A 14,851-nucleotide genomic window follows, 5' to 3' on the forward strand; every position below is an offset into this window, starting at 1 on the left:
AAACTTTCGTGTTCAAGAAGTACGCCCGATGGTCTCAGAGCCGAGACTCTCAGATGACGGGAGGACGGCCGAGCCGGGTGAGTCTGAAGACCGTACGCCACTTCATGGGGCGGCGCGGTCCGCAGGGCGTCGCCCAGCCCTCCTTGAAACCGCCGAACCAGGCCTTCAGCGCCGGGCCCGAGGGCTTGCGGGCCAGGGTCAGGAGCAGCCAGACCCCCAGGTAGACCGGGACGAGCGGGGCGGGCAGGTTGCGCCGGGCCAGCCAGACCCGGTTGCGGGCCACCATCCGGTGGTAGACCGCGTGCCGGGACGGGGCGGTCGTCGGGTGGTGCAGGACCATGTCCGCGCGGTAGTCGATCATCCAGCCGGCGTCGAGCGCCCGCCAGGCCAGGTCGGTCTCCTCGTGGGCGTAGAAGAACTCCTCGGGCAGCCCGCCGACCTCCGCGAACACCCGGGTCCGCACGGCGTTGGCGCCGCCGAGGAAGGTCGTCACGCGCGAGGAGCGCATCGGGTCGGCGGCGCGCAGCCTCGGGACGTGGCGGCGCTGCGTGACGCCGGTCTCCGGGTCGGCGATCCGGAAGCTGATGATGCCCAGCTCCGGGTCGGCGGCGAAGGCCTTGCGGCACAGCTCGGCGGTGTCGGTGTTGGCGAGCAGCCCGTCGTCGTCGAGGAAGAGCAGCACGTCGACCTCCGCGCCGGAGGGCCCGAACGCCTCGATGCCGACGTTGCGGCCGCCCGGGATGCCCAGGTTCTCCGGCAGCTCCACGGTGCGTACGCCCTCGGGGACGTCCGGGACCGGGGCGCCGTTGCCGACGACGACGACCTCGACCGGGTCGCCGTCCTGCTTGGCGACCGAGTCGAGCAGGGCCCGCAGCTCGGCGGGGCGGTTGCCCATGGTGATGACGACCGCGCCGACCTTCATGGGGGCGCTCATTTCAGCCTGCTGGAGGCGAGGATGGACACGAGGTGCAGCAGCGTCTGGAGGAGCGCGATGCCGGCGAGCACCGCGACGCCCAGGCGCGAGAAGTACAGGTCGCCCCGGACGTGGTCCACGATCGCGAGGACCAGGATCAGCAGGGACGCCTCGATGCCGAGGACCAGGCGGTGGAACTTCAGCGCGGCGGCGGCCCGGCGGGCCAGCGCCATGCCGGAGGAGCGCGGCGTGGCGGCCGCGTCCTTGACCTGCGGCAGACCGGCCTGGTGCCGGGCGACGCCGACGAGGTCGGTCTCCGCCTTGATCAGGATGGCGCCGAGGGCCGCGAGCGTACCGAGGAAGGCCCACAGCCAGTCGATCCGGCCGCCGCCCCACAGGTCGGCGGCGCGCAGGCCGAAGCCGACCAGGACCGCCGCGTCGCACAGGTAGGCGCCGACGCGGTCCAGGTACACCCCGGACAGCGAGAACTGCTTCTTCCAGCGGGCGACTTCGCCGTCGACGCAGTCGAGCAGCAGATAGCCCTGGACGGCCACGACGCCGAGGACCGCGCCCCAGATGCCCGGGATGAGCAGGGCGGGGGCGGCGAGGACACCGCTGAGGGTCATCAGATAGGTCAGCTGGTTCGGCGTGACCTTGGTGGTGACCAGGAGGCGGGTGATGCGCAGGGAGATCTCACGCATGTACAGGCGGCCGCCCCAGTGTTCTCCGCTGACCCGGTCCTTGACACCCGCGGGGTGCACGACCGGGCGGAGCTCAGCTACGGATGGTCTTGGCATAGTCGGCGTACGCGTCCCTGATCTGGTCGGTGGACAGGTCGAGGTGCTCGAGGATGGTGTAGCGGCCGGGTCGGGTCTGCGGCGCGAACTCGACGGCCCGCACGAACTCCTCGGCGGTGAAGCCGATTTCCTCCGCCGTCACCGGCAGCGCGTGCCGGCGCAGCACCTCGGTCATGAGACCGGACTCGGCCTTGGCACCCCGCAGGTGCATCGCGAACGCCGCACCCAGACCGCACTGCTCGCCATGGCTGGCGGCGCGCTGCGGGAAGAGCAGGTCGAACGCGTGGCTGATCTCGTGGCAGGCGCCGGAGGACGGCCGGCTGTCACCGCTGATCGACATCGCGATGCCGGACATGACAAGACCCTCGGAGAGGGTGACCAGGAAGTCGTCGTCGCCGATGCCGCCCGGGTGGCGCAGGACCGCCTCGCCGGCGCTGCGGGCCATGGCGGCGGCCAGGCCGTCGATGGGCTCCTGGGTCTCCCGGTGCGAGAGCTCCCAGTCCGCGAGCGCCGACAGGTTGGAGATCGCGTCGCCGATGCCCGAGCGCACGAAACGCGGGGGCGCGTCCCGGATGACGTCCAGGTCGATGAGGATCGCCAGCGGCGTGGGCACGCCGTAGGAGCCGCGCCCGTTGTCGTTGTCCAGCGTGGAGATCGGCGAGCAGATGCCGTCGTGCGAGAGGTTCGTGGCGATGGCGACCATCGGCAGCCCGACCCGGGCCGCCGCGTACTTCGTCACGTCGATGATCTTGCCGCCGCCGAGCGCCACGACCGCGTCGTAGCGCTTGCCGCGCATCGCGTCGGCGAGCTTGACCGCCGCGTCGATGGTGCCGCCCTCGACCGGGTACCAGTCGGCGCCCGGCAGCACCGGGGCGAACTGCTCACGCAGTTTCCGCCCCGAGCCGCCGCTGATCGCGATCGCCAGCTTGCCGTTGGCCGAGATGCGCTGGTCCGCCAGGACGACCCCGAGGTCGTCGAGGGCACCACGCCGGATGTCGACGAAGACCGGTGACGGGATCAGCCGGGTCAGTACTGGCACGCGATCTCACGGCCCTTCGCCAGGTCGTCGTGGTTGTCGATCTCGACCCACGCCACCTCGCCGATGGGGGCCACGTCGACGGTGAAGCCGCGGTTCACGAGCTCCTGGTAGCCGTCCTCGTAGTAGAGGTCCGGGTCGCGCTCGAAGGTGGTCTTCAGGGCGTCGGCGAGTTCCTCGGCGGCCTCGGCCTCGATCAGCGTGACGCCGATGTACTCGCCGCTGGCGGTCGCCGGGTCCATCAGCTTGGTGATGCGCTGGACGCCCTTGCCCTCGGCGGTGATGACCTTCATCTCCTCGTCGGCGAGGTTCTTCACCGTGTCGAGGGCGAGGATGATCTTCTGGCCCTGGCCGCGCGCGGCCAGCAGGGTCTTCTCGACGGAGACGGGGTGGACCGTGTCGCCGTTGGCGAGGATCACACCGCGCTTGAGGACCTCACGCGCGCACCACAGGGAGTAGGCGTTGTTCCACTCCTCGGCCTTGTCGTTGTCGATCAGCGTGATCGCGACGCCGTACTTGGCCTCCAGGGCCTCCTTGCGCGCGTACACGGCCTCCTTGCGGTAGCCGACGACGACGGCGACCTCGGTGAGGCCGACCTCGGCGAAGTTCTTCAGCGCGATGTCCAGGACGGTGGTGTCACCGTCGACAGGCACGAGGGCCTTCGGGAGCGTGTCGGTGTAGGGGCGCAGACGCCGTCCGGCACCGGCTGCCAGTACGAGGCCAATCATGCTGTTTCTCCTTCGTCATGTACGGCAGGTGCTCCGGAGGACACCCAGAAGCGGATGGACTCCACGAGCACCACGAGCGCGATGGCCGCCGTGAGGGCGGTGAGCGCCAGGGTGAAGTCTGTGTCTCGCGTGGCGAGGACGGCGGCGAGCACGGTCACCACGAGCGTGCGGCCCTCGTGGCCGCCGATCAGCCGCACCAGCCACCTCGGCGGCGCGCCCGAACCGCCCTTGATGCGGTAGACCGTGTCGTAGTGATGGTAGGCGACCGCGGACACCAGCCCCAAGGCCGCGGGGAGGGCCCCGTTCACGTCCGAGCGGGCCGCCAGGATCAGGACCGTGCAGTATTCGGCCACCCGGAAGAGTGGCGGCACGAGCCAGTCGAGGGCGCCCTTGAGGGGGCGCGCGACGGCGAGGCCCGACAGGACCGCGTAGAAGACGGCCGCGATGATCATCCGGCCGCTGCCGACCGGCTGCGTGAGCGCTGCCGCGATGAGCGCGGCCGCGCCGACGGCCGCGACCACGGGGGCGCCCGGGATCCGCGGCGCCCTGGCCGCGACCAGTTGCGCGACGGGCCCACTGTCCGCGAGGTCGGCGAGCGCCTGGGCCGCGCGGTCGGTGCGGGTGGCTCGGCGGGTCAGCGAGCGAAGGACCCGGCCCGCGGTGGTGTAGCAGGCGGCGAAGGCGCAGCCGATGAGCAGCGCGTAGAAGACGATGCGGGGTGTGGTGGCTGCGGTCAGCACGGCGATCATCGCCCAGCGCTCACCGATCGGCAGCACGATCATGCGCCGCACCCACACCGTCCAGCCGACCGAGTCGAGCTTGCCGGAGAGGGCGGCGGTGGGGCTGGTGTTGGCGGTCGCGTCGTGGTTGGCCTCGTTGAACGAGAAGTCCACGACGTGGCGGCAGGTCTGGAGCACCATCGCGCCGAGCGCCAGCGCCCACACGTCGTCGCCGCCCCGGGCCGCGCCGAGAGCGAGGCCCGCGTAGTAGGCGTACTCCTTGGCGCGGTCGAAGGTGGCGTCGAGCCAGGCGCCCATCGTCGAGTACTGGAGCGAGTAGCGGGCGAGCTGCCCGTCGGTGCAGTCCAGGACGAAGGAGAGGATCAGCAGCACTCCGGCCGCGACATAGCCGCCGCGGGTCCCGGTCGCCGCGCAGCCGGCCGCGATCAGCGCGGTGACCAGCGAGGCGGTGGTGACCTGGTTGGGGGTGAGCCCCCGGCGGGCGCACCAGCGCGCGATGTAGCGGGAGTACGGGCTGATGAAGTGGGTGGTGAAGAACCCGTCGCGGGACTTCACGGCGTTGCGCAGGCGTACGGCCTCGTCGTCGACGGCGGCGACGGCCTGGGCCGCCGCGACCGCGGCGACGGCGTCCGCGGGGACGGTCGCGACGAGCGAGCCGAGCTCGGGGTGGTGCACCGCGACGCCGTCGGCCTCGATGGCCGCGGCGATGTCGTCGGCGAGCACGCAATCCGTACCGCCCTGGGCCGCGGGCGCTTGCGTGCCGCCGGCCAGGGCGCGGGTGAGCGCCGGGCGGGCCTCGGCCTGGACGGTGAGCGCGCCGGGCACCGAGGCCGCCGGGAAGCGGGGATCGGTCAGCGCGAGACGCAGCGCGTGGACGTGCCCGACGAAGCGCGGGTCGACCAGGGCGACGCGTTCACCGGCCGGCACCTCGGCGAGGAGGCGGGGCAGATCGTCGGGGAGGAAGGCCTGCTGCACGTCGAAACCCAGTGTGCGCAGATCGGGTCCGAGCTGCGATCCGGGCACCGGCGGACCGGTAAGGATGGCGGTCGACAGACGAACTCACTCCTTGCGACTGACATGGCTGAAGTGCGACGACCCGGCCCGGCACGGGGGCGGGCGGCACGTCGGCAGAGGCTATCGGATGCGCGGAACCGGGAATTCACTGGCCGTTCGGAGCCTGGGTCTTACGCCCGATGGGCCCGGCAGCGCCCAGTGCGGGGACGCCGCGATCATCATCGTCGATCAAGGGCGCAGCCCACAAACCGCGCTCGGACAGCGCCGCCCGCGCGATCCTGCGGGCGGCGCTGCCGGGGCGGGCCCGGCGATCTCTCCGACGCTCTGACCTGCAAGCATTTCCGCAGGTCAGAGCATATGACAACGGTGTTCAGTCCCGTGTTGCACATACCCCCTACCCGTAGTTCACTGACCCCTCGTACACAGACGTCGGGATTGATCGGGAACAGACCCGGGAGGGCTTTCATGGGGGCTGGGCACGACCACGGACACACGCACGGCGGGCCGCCGCCGACCGGCACAGCGGCCGCCGCATACCGGGGACGGCTGCGCATCGCACTCGGCATCACACTGACCGTGATGGTCGTGGAGATCGTCGGGGGGCTGCTCGCGGACTCGCTGGCTCTCGTCGCGGACGCGGCGCACATGGCGACGGACGGCCTCGGGCTCGCGATGGCACTGCTCGCCATCCACTTCGCCAACCGCCCGGCCGGGGGCAACCGCACCTTCGGGTACGCCCGCGCCGAGATACTCGCGGCGCTCGCCAACTGTCTGCTGCTGCTCGGGGTGGGCGGCTACGTCCTGTTCGAGGCGGTGTCGCGGTTCGTCGAGCCGGCCGATACGGCAGGCGGCACGGCAGTGATCTTCGGCCTGATAGGCCTGGTCGCGAACTCGGTCTCGCTGTCCCTCCTCATGAAGGGCCAGCAGGACAGCCTGAATGTGCGCGGCGCGTTCCTGGAGGTCCTCTCGGACGCGCTCGGCTCGGCGGCCGTCGTGGTCGCCGGTCTGGTCATCATGACCACCGGCTGGCAGGCGGCCGACCCGATCGCCTCGCTCGTGATCGGCCTGATGATCGTGCCCAGGACCGTCAAGCTGCTGCGCGAGACCCTCAACGTGCTGCTCGAATCGGCACCCAAGGGCGTCGACATGGCCGAGGTGCGGGCGCACATAGTGGAGCTGCCGGGCGTGGAGGACGTACACGATCTGCACGCCTGGACGATCACCTCGGGGATGCCGGTGCTCTCGGCGCACGTGGTGGTCAGCCAGGAGGTGCTCGACTCGGTGGGGCACGAGAAGCTGCTGCACGAGTTGCAGGGATGCCTGGGCGATCACTTCGACGTCGAGCACTGCACCTTCCAGCTGGAGCCGGGCGGCCACGCCGAGCACGAGGCGAAGCTCTGCCACTGAAGCGCGCGGTTCCCTGGGCCCCGCGTGGGGCAGGACATGCGGATGCCGGTCAATGGCGGACACGCCGCTTTTGTACGGCAGACTGGGCAGCCGAGGACCGAAGCGAAGGATGGTTATGCCGAGCACACCAGCCACCACGGCGAACAACTCGTCGAACGGGACCACGGGCGCCGCACCAGAGATCTTGCTCGAACTCGTCGACGAGAGCGGCAACACCATCGGAACCGCGGAGAAGCTCTCCGCCCACCAGGCGCCCGGACAGCTGCACCGGGCGTTCTCCGTCTTCCTCTTCGACCCGGCGGGCCGGCTGCTGCTCCAGCGCCGCGCGCTCGGCAAGTACCACTCCCCCGGCGTCTGGTCCAACACCTGCTGCGGCCACCCCTACCCCGGCGAGTCCCCGTTCGCGGCGGCCGCCCGGCGTACGTACGAGGAGCTGGGGATCTCGCCGTCGCTGCTCGCCGAGGCGGGCACGGTGCGCTACAACCACCCGGATCCCGACTCGGGCCTGGTGGAGCAGGAGTACAACCACCTCTTCGTGGGCCTGGTGCAGTCGCCGCTGCGGCCGGACCCGGAGGAGGTCGGCGAGACGGCGTTCGTGACGCCCGAGGAGCTCGCCGAGCGGCACGCCCGCGCCCCGTTCTCGGCGTGGTTCATGACGGTGCTCGACGCGGCGAGGCCCGCGGTCAAGGAGCTCACGGGGCCCGACGCGGGCTGGTGATCCCGGGCAGCGGGGCCAGCGGGAGTGCGGCCCAGACGATCTTTCCGCCGTTCGCGGTCTGCTCGACGTCGCACACCCCGCCGGCCTCCTCGGTGATCTCGCGTACAAGGAGCAGCCCCCGGCCGCCGGTCTGGCCGCAGTCGGTCTCCAGGGCCCTGGGCCGATAGGGGTGGTTGTCCTCGACGGACACCCGGATCCACTCGGCGCCGATCGCCACCTCGACGGCGACCTGCGGCGAGAGCAGGGCCGCGTGTCTGACCGCGTTGGTGACCAGCTCCGAGACGATCAGGAGCAGGCCCTGTACGAGGTCCTCGTGGGCCGGCACGCGCTGCCGCCGCAGCAGGTCGCGCACCGCGTGCCGGGCCTGCGGCACGGAGACGTCGACGGCGGGCGCGGTGAAGCGCCACACTCCCTCGTACGACTGCTGCCTGGCCGGAGCGGCGGGTTCGGGCGGGAGGCTCCCGCGGATCTCCATGTTCCGGCACCCACCCTCGCGGCTCGACAGCACACCCGTCTGCTCACGAGTGTGTGGAGTGTGTTGGTCCGGACCGGCCGACTGAACAGAAGTCAGCATCTATCGCCGCTTTTTGCTCCCCGATGCAAGAGAAGGTCATCGCTCCGTCGGGTTCTGATCTTCCTCTGAGGGCTTTGCCATGGCTTGCGGGGATGTCGGAGACATCGGAGGTGTGCCCTTCCCGGCCTCCGCCGGGGCCACGGCGTCACTCACAAGAGTGACGATTCTGCGTCCGCTCAATCCGATGGCGATCAGGCCGAGGCCGTCGAACAGCAGGGCCAGCGAGAAGAAGCAGCCGATGACGTACCGGCTGTTGCTCGGCCAGTTCGCGAGCACCAGCACGCCGAGGAGCACCCCGAACGCGCCCTGCACCAGCGTCCAGCCGAACTGCGGCCCGCGCACCACCACGCTGCCCACCAGGCGGAAGACACCGCCGGTCAGGAACAGCAGGGCGGCGAACATGGTGAGCGCCTCGGCGCTGCCCTCGGGGCGGCGGATGATGACGACGCCCGCGGCGAGGTTCAGCGCGGCGACCACGACGCCGAGCCAGAAGAAGCTGGAGCCGCGCGACTGGATCGCGTGCGCGAGGCCCACGACGCCGCCGACGAGCAGCAGCCAGCCGAACAACAGCATGGTGGTGAGGGTGGCGAACTCGGTGTAGCCGAGGCCCACGAGACCGGCCACGACCAGGATCGCCCCGAGCAGGGCGAGCAGACCGAAGCTCCGGCTCAGTTTCCGGCCCTCACGGCCGACGTCCTTGGTGGGTCCGGTCATCAGCGTCTCCTCACGGTCCGCGTGCGACGACCCCCCTTGTGATCATAGGTTTCGGGCGCCCGGATAGCATCCGGCGCATGCAGCCGCAGCTGGAGCAGAGCCTCACCGAGGGCGTCGCCACCGTCGTCATCAGCAACCCCGCCAAGCGCAATGCGATGACGTCCGCGATGTGGCGGGCGCTGCCGCCGCTGCTCGACGCCCTGGCCGCCGATCCGGACGTACGGGCCCTTGTGCTGACCGGGGCCGGGGACACGTTCTGCGCGGGCGCCGACATCTCGACGCTGCGGGAGCCCGGTGACGACCCCAAGATGCTCGCGGTACGGGCCGAGGAGGCGCTCGCGGCCTTTCCCAAGCCCACGCTGGCCGCGGTGCGCGGTCACTGCGTGGGCGGCGGCAGTCAGCTCGCGGCCGCCTGCGATCTGCGGTTCGCCGAGGAGGGCGCGCTCTTCGGCGTCACGCCCGCGAAGCTCGGCATCGTCTACCCGGCGTCCTCCACCCGGCGCCTGGCCGCGCTGGTGGGGCCTTCGACCGCCAAGTACCTGTTGTTCTCAGGTGAGTTGATCGACAGCGAGCGGGCGCTGCGGACCGGCCTGGTGGACGAGGTACTGCCCGGGGGTGAACTGGCCAAACGGGTGGCCGAGTTCACCCGCGTCCTGGTGTCGCGCTCGCAGCTCACCCAGGCGGCGGCGAAGGAGTTCGCGGACGGCCGGACCGACCGGGACGCGCACTGGGCGGAGCAGGAGCGCGGCAGCGGCGACACCGCGGAGGGTGTCGCCGCGTTCCTGGAGCACCGGGCTCCGCGCTTCACCTGGCACCTCAGCCCTGGGGGAAGCCCTTCGTCCTGAAGTGGTCCACCAGGTCGGCGGGCGCCTTGTCGGGCGAGCCCGCGTCATAGGGCGGCTGCGGGTCGTACTCGATGAGGAGCTGAACGGCCTGGGCGTGCCGGTCCCCGGCGATCATTCCGGCCAGCGTCAGGCCCATGTCGATCCCGGAGGAGACACCGGCCGCGGTGACGTACTTGTGGTCGAAGACGACCCGGTCCCCGGTCGGCGTCACGCCGAACGTCGCGAGCTGGTCGAGGGCGAGCCAGTGCGAGGTCGCGCGCCGACCCTTCAGGAGCCCGGCCGCGCCGAGCAGCAGCGAGCCCGTGCACACCGACGTCGTCCACGTCGAGGCGACGTCCGCGGTGCGCAGCCAGTCGACGAGCGGCCCGCCCCCAAGGTGCGGCTCGACGGCCTCGGGAGGGGCGCCCGGCACGATCACGATGTCGGGCCGGGTCACCTCCGCGAAGGACTTCTCGGCGACCAGGGTGAGGCTTCCCCTGTCGTTGCGCACGGGCCCGGACTGCTCGGCCACGAACACCGTCTCGGCACCGGGGAGGGGGCTGAGGGTCTCGTACGGGCCGATCGCGTCGAGGGCGGTGAAGCCGGGGTACAGGGCGACGGCTATCTGCATGGGCTGTCCTTCTAAGGAGGTTGCGTGTTGGGTCAGTTCTGGTCTGCGGGGTCCAAACGGCTCGCGGCGCGGAACTCCTCGACGAGATGGGCCGGAGCCTTGTCGGGCGAGCCCGCGTCGTAGGGCGGCTGGGGGTCGTACACCGTCTCGGCGCCGGGCGTCCGGCCCAGGATCTCGTACGGGCCGACCGCGTCCAGGGCGGTGAACCGGTCGTACAGCAGGATCGCGATCTGCATGGTTGTTTGCTGCCTTCTTACGGAGGGCTACGCGGGCGTGGGGCGGAAGCGGCGGCGGTACTCGGCCGGGGCCGTGCCCAGTGTTTTGACGAAGGCGCGCCGCATCGCCTCGGAGGTGCCGTAACCGGCCGCGCGGGAGACCTCCTGGACGCCGTTCGGGGTCTCTTCAAGGAGGCGGCGGGCGTGTTCCAGGCGGACGCGCTCGACATAGCGGCCGGGCGTCGTGCCGGTCTCGGCGTGGAAGGCGCGGGCGAAGTGGCGCGGCGAGAGGCTGGCCCGCTGCGCGAGGGCCTCGACGGACAGGTCGCCGTCCGGGTGCTCGGTGATCCACTGCTGGAGTTCGCGCAGCGGCTCGCGCCGGGCCGTCTGCGCGGCGAGCTGGGCGCTGAACTGGGCCTGGTTGCCCGGCCGGCGCAGGAACACCACCATGGCACGGGCGACGGCCAGGGCCACGTCCCTGCCGTGGTCCTCCTCCACCAGGGCGAGGGCGAGGTCGATGCCCGCGGTGACCCCGGCCGAGGTGGCGACGTTGCCGTCCCGCACGAAGATCGGATCCGGCTCGACCCGGACCGCCGGGTAGCGGCAGGCCATCTCGGCGCAGAAGGCCCAGTGCGTGGTGGCCCGGCGCCCGTCGAGCAGCCCGGCCTCGGCGAGCAGCATCGAGCCCGAGCACACCGAGACGAGGCGCCGGGCGCGCGGCCCGTGCGTCCGCAGCCAGTTCACCAGCCGGGGATCGGCGTTGCGGGTGCCGTCTCCGCCCGGGACGAGCAGGATGTCCGCCGGTCCCGCGTCCGCGAGCGCGGAGTCGGCCATGAGGCGCAGCCCGCTGTGCGAGGTGACCGGGGCCCCGTCGAGCGAGGCGAAGTGAAGCCGGTAGGCGGCGCGGTCCCCGAGGGCGCGGCCCGCCGCGGTGAACACCTCGGCCGGTCCTGTCACATCGAGGCTCTGTACGTCGTCGAAGAGGACCACCAGGACGGAGCGCTGCGTCATGCCCCCATCCTTCGCCCGGGGCCCGATGGCCGCAATGACGAGAACCCCACCTTTCCTGCCATCGGCCAACCCCTTCACGGCGTACCGACCAGTCGGTAACGTACTGGGTATGAGTTCTCTCCCCCTGCGCGCCGGGCGCCACTGCCACAACCCGCTCAACTCGCTGCACGCCACGGTCTACTTCTCGCCGGACTTCGCCAAGGAGCTCGCCGGGCTGGGCGTCGATGACCCGAGCGCCGCCTACTTCGCGGGGCGGGCGGCCGCAATGGGGGCCGTGGGCCCCGGAGTCGTGGCGGCCACCTTCTACAACTTCCGGCACGACCTGATCGCCCGGCACCTGCCCGCCGTGTGGCGCACCGCCTCCCCCGAGGCCGTGCTCGCCGCGCGCCTGAGGGCCGTCGACAGCACGCTGCGCCGGCTGCTCGGCGAGGAGGCCATTGCCTCGGACGAGATGGCGGAGGCGGCCCGGCTCGCGCTGCGCGCCACCGAGGGCTGCACCCGGCACGCCCGGCCCCTGTACGCCGCGCACGCCGACCTGCCCGTGCCCGAGGAGCCGCACCTGGCCTACTGGCACGCGACGACGCTGCTGCGCGAGCACCGCGGCGACGGCCACCTCACCGCGCTGCTCGACCTGGCGCTCGACCCGCTGGAGGCGCTGGTCAGCCACACCGCGACCGGCAAGGGCATGGCGCGCAAGTGGGTCATGGCCACGCGCGGCTGGGAGCAGTCGGACTGGGACGCGGCGGCCGGGCGGCTCCGCGAGCGCGGACTGCTCGACGGCGAGGGCGAGTTGACCGAGGCCGGTGTGGCGCTGCGCGCCGACCTCGAGGACCGTACCGACCGCCTCGACCTCGCCCCCTACGAACTCCTCGGCGCGCAGGGCGTGGCCCGGCTCACCGAACTCGCCAAGGGCTTTCTGGTGGCGGCGGCCCTGGCGGGCGGCTTCCCAGCCGACCTCCTCGGCAAGGGCTGATCGTCGATTGTCGGTGCCGCCTGCCACAATGGCGCCTCAGGCTCAGCGAGAAGGCGGTACGGGAAAGTGACGACGTCCATCGAAGGCAGGATCGCCGAGGAACTCGGCGTACGGGAGCGGCAGGTGAAGGCCGCCGTCGAGCTGCTCGACGGCGGGTCCACCGTCCCGTTCATCGCGCGCTACCGCAAGGAAGCGACCGAGATGCTGGACGATGCCCAGCTGCGCACCCTTGAGGAACGGCTGCGCTATCTGCGGGAGCTGGAGGAGCGGCGAACCGCGATCCTGGAGTCCGTAAGGGAACAGGGGAAGCTCACTGAGGCCCTTGAGGCGCAGATCCGGGCCGCCGACACCAAGGCCCGCCTGGAGGACATCTACCTGCCCTTCAAGCCGAAGCGGCGCACCAAGGCGCAGATCGCGCGCGAGGCGGGCCTGGAACCGCTTGCCGACGGCCTGCTGGGCGACCCGTCGGTGGAGCCGCTCGCCGCGGCCGCCGCGTTCGTCGACGCTGACAAGGGCGTCGCCGATCCGGCGGCCGCCCTGGAGGGCGCCCGCGCCATCCTCACCGAGCGCTTCTCGGAGGACGCCGACCTGATCGGCGAGCTGCGCGAGCGCATGTGGACCAGGGGCCGCCTCGCGGCGAAGGTGCGGGACGGCAAGGAGGAGGCGGGCGCCAAGTTCGCCGACTACTTCGACTTCACCGAGCCGTTCACCGCGCTGCCCTCGCACCGGGTGCTCGCGATGCTGCGCGGCGAGAAGGAGGACGTCCTCGACCTCGTCCTGGAGCCCGAGGAGCCGTCGGCGGAGCCGGGCCCCTCGACGTACGAGAGCATGGTGGCGCGCCGCTTCGGCGTCGCCGACCGGGGTCGTCCCGGCGACAAGTGGCTCGGTGACACGGTCCGCTGGGCCTGGCGCACCCGCATTCTCGTCCACCTCGGCATCGACCTGCGGCTTCGTCTTCGCACGGCGGCCGAGGACGAGGCGGTCCGCGTCTTCGCCTCCAACCTGCGCGACCTGCTGCTCGCCGCCCCGGCCGGCACCCGGGCCACGCTCGGCCTCGACCCCGGTTTCCGTACGGGCGTGAAGGTCGCGGTCATCGACGCGACCGGCAAGGTCGTGGCGACGGACGTGATCCACCCGCACGTCCCCGCGAACAAGTGGGACCAGGCGCTGGCCAAGCTGGCCGGGCTCTGCAAGGAGCACGCGGTCGAGCTGATCGCCATCGGCAATGGCACGGCGTCCCGCGAGACCGACAAGCTCGCCGGTGAACTCATCGCCAAACACCCGGAGTTGAACCTCGCCAAGGTGATGGTGTCGGAGGCGGGCGCTTCGGTGTACTCGGCCTCCGCGTTCGCCTCGCAGGAGTTCCCGGACATGGACGTGTCGCTGCGCGGCGCGGTCTCCATCGCCCGCCGCCTGCAGGACCCGCTCGCCGAGCTGGTGAAGATCGACCCGAAATCCATCGGGGTGGGCCAGTACCAGCACGACCTGTCCGAGGTGAAGCTGTCGCGCTCCCTCGACGCGGTGGTCGAGGACTGTGTGAACGGCGTGGGGGTGGATGTCAACACCGCCTCCGCGCCGCTGCTTTCGCGGGTGTCCGGCATCGGCTCGGGCCTCGCCGAGAACATCGTGGCGCACCGCGACGCCAACGGCCCGTTCCGTTCGCGCAAGGCCCTCAAGGCCGTGGCGCGGCTCGGCCCGAAGGCGTACGAGCAGTGCGCGGGCTTCCTGCGGATCCGCGACGGCGAGGACCCGCTGGACGCCTCCAGCGTGCACCCCGAGGCGTACCCGGTGGTGCGGCGGATGGTGAAGACGGCGGGCAGCGAGGTCGCGTCCCTCATCGGCAACACGGGGGTGCTGCGCTCCCTGCGGCCCGACGACTTCGTGGACGAGACCTTCGGTCTGCCCACGGTCACCGACATCCTGCGCGAGCTGGAGAAGCCGGGCCGCGACCCCCGCCCGGCGTTCAAGACGGCCACCTTCAAGGAGGGCGTCGAGAAGATCGGCGACCTGGAGCCCGGGATGCTCCTTGAGGGCGTGGTCACGAACGTGGCGGCGTTCGGCGCGTTCATCGACATCGGTGTGCACCAGGACGGGCTCGCGCATGTCTCGGCGCTGTCGAAGACGTTCGTGAAGGACCCGCGCGATGTGGTGAAGCCGGGCGACATCGTCCGGGTGAAGGTCCTCGACGTGGACGTGCCGCGCAAGCGGATCTCGCTGACCCTGCGGCTGGACGACGACGCGTCCGCACCGGGCGGCGCGCCCAAGCGGGAGCGCGGCGAGCGGGGCGGCCAGGGTCAGGGCAACCGGCCTCCGCAGCAGCGCCAGGGCCAGGGCCAGCAGCGCCGTGGCAACGGCGGCGGCGAAGCCCGTGGCGGCAACCGGCAGGGCGCCGGCCAGGGCCGCGGCTCGGCACCGGCTCCCGCGAACAGCGCGATGGCGGACGCCCTGCGCAAGGCGGGCCTGCTGGACCCGAAGGGCCGCAGCGGACGCTGAGACAGAGGTGAGGGGCGGGCGTAGGGGCATCAACTGCCGTACGCCCGCCCCTTGTTGATGACG

General features: G+C 71.6%; 14 protein-coding genes and 1 pseudogene. 5 read left to right on the forward strand and 10 right to left on the reverse strand.

Features of this window, described 5'->3' with window-relative positions; genetic code table 11:
* Positions 1-49: 49 nt before the first annotated feature.
* Genes ACSHXC_RS04060 through ACSHXC_RS04080 form a run of 5 tightly spaced genes read right to left on the reverse strand, consistent with a single transcriptional unit; the run spans position 50 to position 5,267 of the window.
* Positions 50-934: a glycosyltransferase family 2 protein gene (locus tag ACSHXC_RS04060; RefSeq protein WP_438290204.1), complete on the reverse strand. Its 885-nt coding sequence runs from the start codon at positions 932-934 to the stop codon at positions 50-52.
* Complete coding sequence (locus ACSHXC_RS04065) at positions 931-1,710, reverse strand: CDP-alcohol phosphatidyltransferase family protein (protein WP_189966994.1); 780 nt, start codon at positions 1,708-1,710, stop codon at positions 931-933. Before ACSHXC_RS04065 ends, ACSHXC_RS04060 begins: the two co-directional genes overlap by 4 nt.
* Entirely contained in the window at positions 1,688-2,749 is a 1,062-nt protein-coding gene (locus ACSHXC_RS04070; RefSeq protein ID WP_399482165.1) for an iron-containing alcohol dehydrogenase family protein, read from the reverse strand. Before ACSHXC_RS04070 ends, ACSHXC_RS04065 begins: the two co-directional genes overlap by 23 nt.
* The gene (locus ACSHXC_RS04075) at positions 2,737-3,474 is read right to left on the reverse strand and encodes a sugar phosphate nucleotidyltransferase (RefSeq protein WP_438290205.1); all 738 of its coding nucleotides are present in this window, start codon (positions 3,472-3,474) and stop codon (positions 2,737-2,739) included. Before ACSHXC_RS04075 ends, ACSHXC_RS04070 begins: the two co-directional genes overlap by 13 nt.
* Complete coding sequence (locus tag ACSHXC_RS04080) at positions 3,471-5,267, reverse strand: DUF5941 domain-containing protein (RefSeq protein ID WP_438296421.1); 1,797 nt, start codon at positions 5,265-5,267, stop codon at positions 3,471-3,473. Before ACSHXC_RS04080 ends, ACSHXC_RS04075 begins: the two co-directional genes overlap by 4 nt.
* 426 nt (positions 5,268-5,693) lie before the next feature.
* Between ACSHXC_RS04080 and ACSHXC_RS04085 the strand changes: the two genes are divergently transcribed.
* The gene (locus ACSHXC_RS04085; RefSeq protein ID WP_438290206.1) at positions 5,694-6,635 is read left to right on the forward strand and encodes a cation diffusion facilitator family transporter; all 942 of its coding nucleotides are present in this window, start codon (positions 5,694-5,696) and stop codon (positions 6,633-6,635) included.
* A gap of 115 nt (positions 6,636-6,750) precedes the next feature.
* The gene (gene idi, locus ACSHXC_RS04090) at positions 6,751-7,353 is read left to right on the forward strand and encodes an isopentenyl-diphosphate Delta-isomerase (RefSeq protein ID WP_438290207.1); all 603 of its coding nucleotides are present in this window, start codon (positions 6,751-6,753) and stop codon (positions 7,351-7,353) included.
* Here idi and ACSHXC_RS04095 read toward each other — a convergent pair.
* Positions 7,328-7,828: an ATP-binding protein gene (locus ACSHXC_RS04095; RefSeq protein WP_438290208.1), complete on the reverse strand. Its 501-nt coding sequence runs from the start codon at positions 7,826-7,828 to the stop codon at positions 7,328-7,330. The two genes, idi and ACSHXC_RS04095, sit on opposite strands and share 26 nt — an antisense overlap.
* A gap of 135 nt (positions 7,829-7,963) precedes the next feature.
* Positions 7,964-8,641, reverse strand: coding sequence for an HdeD family acid-resistance protein (locus tag ACSHXC_RS04100; RefSeq protein ID WP_438290209.1), 678 nt, complete (start codon positions 8,639-8,641; stop codon positions 7,964-7,966).
* 77 nt (positions 8,642-8,718) lie between these two features.
* Here ACSHXC_RS04100 and ACSHXC_RS04105 point away from each other — a divergent pair, with 77 nt between their 5' ends.
* Entirely contained in the window at positions 8,719-9,486 is a 768-nt protein-coding gene (locus ACSHXC_RS04105) for an enoyl-CoA hydratase/isomerase family protein (RefSeq protein ID WP_438290210.1), read from the forward strand.
* On the opposite strand, the gene ACSHXC_RS04110 is transcribed toward ACSHXC_RS04105, so the two are convergent.
* The 3 genes and pseudogenes from ACSHXC_RS04110 to ACSHXC_RS04120 form a co-directional block, all read right to left on the reverse strand.
* Positions 9,458-10,096, reverse strand: a complete 639-nt coding sequence (locus tag ACSHXC_RS04110) for a DJ-1/PfpI family protein (RefSeq protein ID WP_438290211.1) — start codon at positions 10,094-10,096, stop codon at positions 9,458-9,460. The two genes, ACSHXC_RS04105 and ACSHXC_RS04110, sit on opposite strands and share 29 nt — an antisense overlap.
* A gap of 137 nt (positions 10,097-10,233) precedes the next feature.
* Positions 10,234-10,332, reverse strand: a pseudogene (locus tag ACSHXC_RS04115) (DJ-1/PfpI family protein); the annotation flags it as partial.
* Between the two features lie 27 nt (positions 10,333-10,359).
* Entirely contained in the window at positions 10,360-11,322 is a 963-nt protein-coding gene (locus ACSHXC_RS04120; RefSeq protein WP_438290212.1) for a GlxA family transcriptional regulator, read from the reverse strand.
* Positions 11,323-11,431: 109 nt separating this feature from the next.
* On the opposite strand from ACSHXC_RS04120, the gene ACSHXC_RS04125 reads away from it, so the two are divergent.
* Both ACSHXC_RS04125 and ACSHXC_RS04130 read left to right on the forward strand, forming a co-directional pair.
* Entirely contained in the window at positions 11,432-12,295 is an 864-nt protein-coding gene (locus ACSHXC_RS04125; RefSeq protein WP_438290213.1) for an SCO6745 family protein, read from the forward strand.
* Between the two features lie 66 nt (positions 12,296-12,361).
* Entirely contained in the window at positions 12,362-14,788 is a 2,427-nt protein-coding gene (locus tag ACSHXC_RS04130; protein WP_438290214.1) for a Tex family protein, read from the forward strand.
* The last annotated feature ends 63 nt before the right edge of the window (positions 14,789-14,851 follow it).

The organism is Streptomyces sp. HUAS TT7 (assembly GCF_051550175.1).
Lineage (GTDB): Bacteria > Actinomycetota > Actinomycetes > Streptomycetales > Streptomycetaceae > Streptomyces.

Bases quoted from the DNA above. Each gene is read 5' to 3' on its own strand.
- ACSHXC_RS04060 (WP_438290204.1), bottom strand. From the start codon at position 934: ATGAGCGCCCCCATGAAGGTCGGCGCGGTCGTCATCACCATGGGCAAC.
- ACSHXC_RS04065 (WP_189966994.1), bottom strand. From the start codon at position 1,710: ATGCCAAGACCATCCGTAGCTGAGCTCCGCCCGGTCGTGCACCCCGCG.
- ACSHXC_RS04075 (WP_438290205.1), bottom strand. From the start codon at position 3,474: ATGATTGGCCTCGTACTGGCAGCCGGTGCCGGACGGCGTCTGCGCCCC.
- ACSHXC_RS04085 (WP_438290206.1), top strand. From the start codon at position 5,694: ATGGGGGCTGGGCACGACCACGGACACACGCACGGCGGGCCGCCGCCG.
- idi (WP_438290207.1), top strand. From the start codon at position 6,751: ATGCCGAGCACACCAGCCACCACGGCGAACAACTCGTCGAACGGGACC.
- ACSHXC_RS04095 (WP_438290208.1), bottom strand. From the start codon at position 7,828: ATGGAGATCCGCGGGAGCCTCCCGCCCGAACCCGCCGCTCCGGCCAGG.
- ACSHXC_RS04100 (WP_438290209.1), bottom strand. From the start codon at position 8,641: ATGACCGGACCCACCAAGGACGTCGGCCGTGAGGGCCGGAAACTGAGC.
- ACSHXC_RS04105 (WP_438290210.1), top strand. From the start codon at position 8,719: ATGCAGCCGCAGCTGGAGCAGAGCCTCACCGAGGGCGTCGCCACCGTC.
- ACSHXC_RS04110 (WP_438290211.1), bottom strand. From the start codon at position 10,096: ATGCAGATAGCCGTCGCCCTGTACCCCGGCTTCACCGCCCTCGACGCG.
- ACSHXC_RS04120 (WP_438290212.1), bottom strand. From the start codon at position 11,322: ATGACGCAGCGCTCCGTCCTGGTGGTCCTCTTCGACGACGTACAGAGC.
- ACSHXC_RS04125 (WP_438290213.1), top strand. From the start codon at position 11,432: ATGAGTTCTCTCCCCCTGCGCGCCGGGCGCCACTGCCACAACCCGCTC.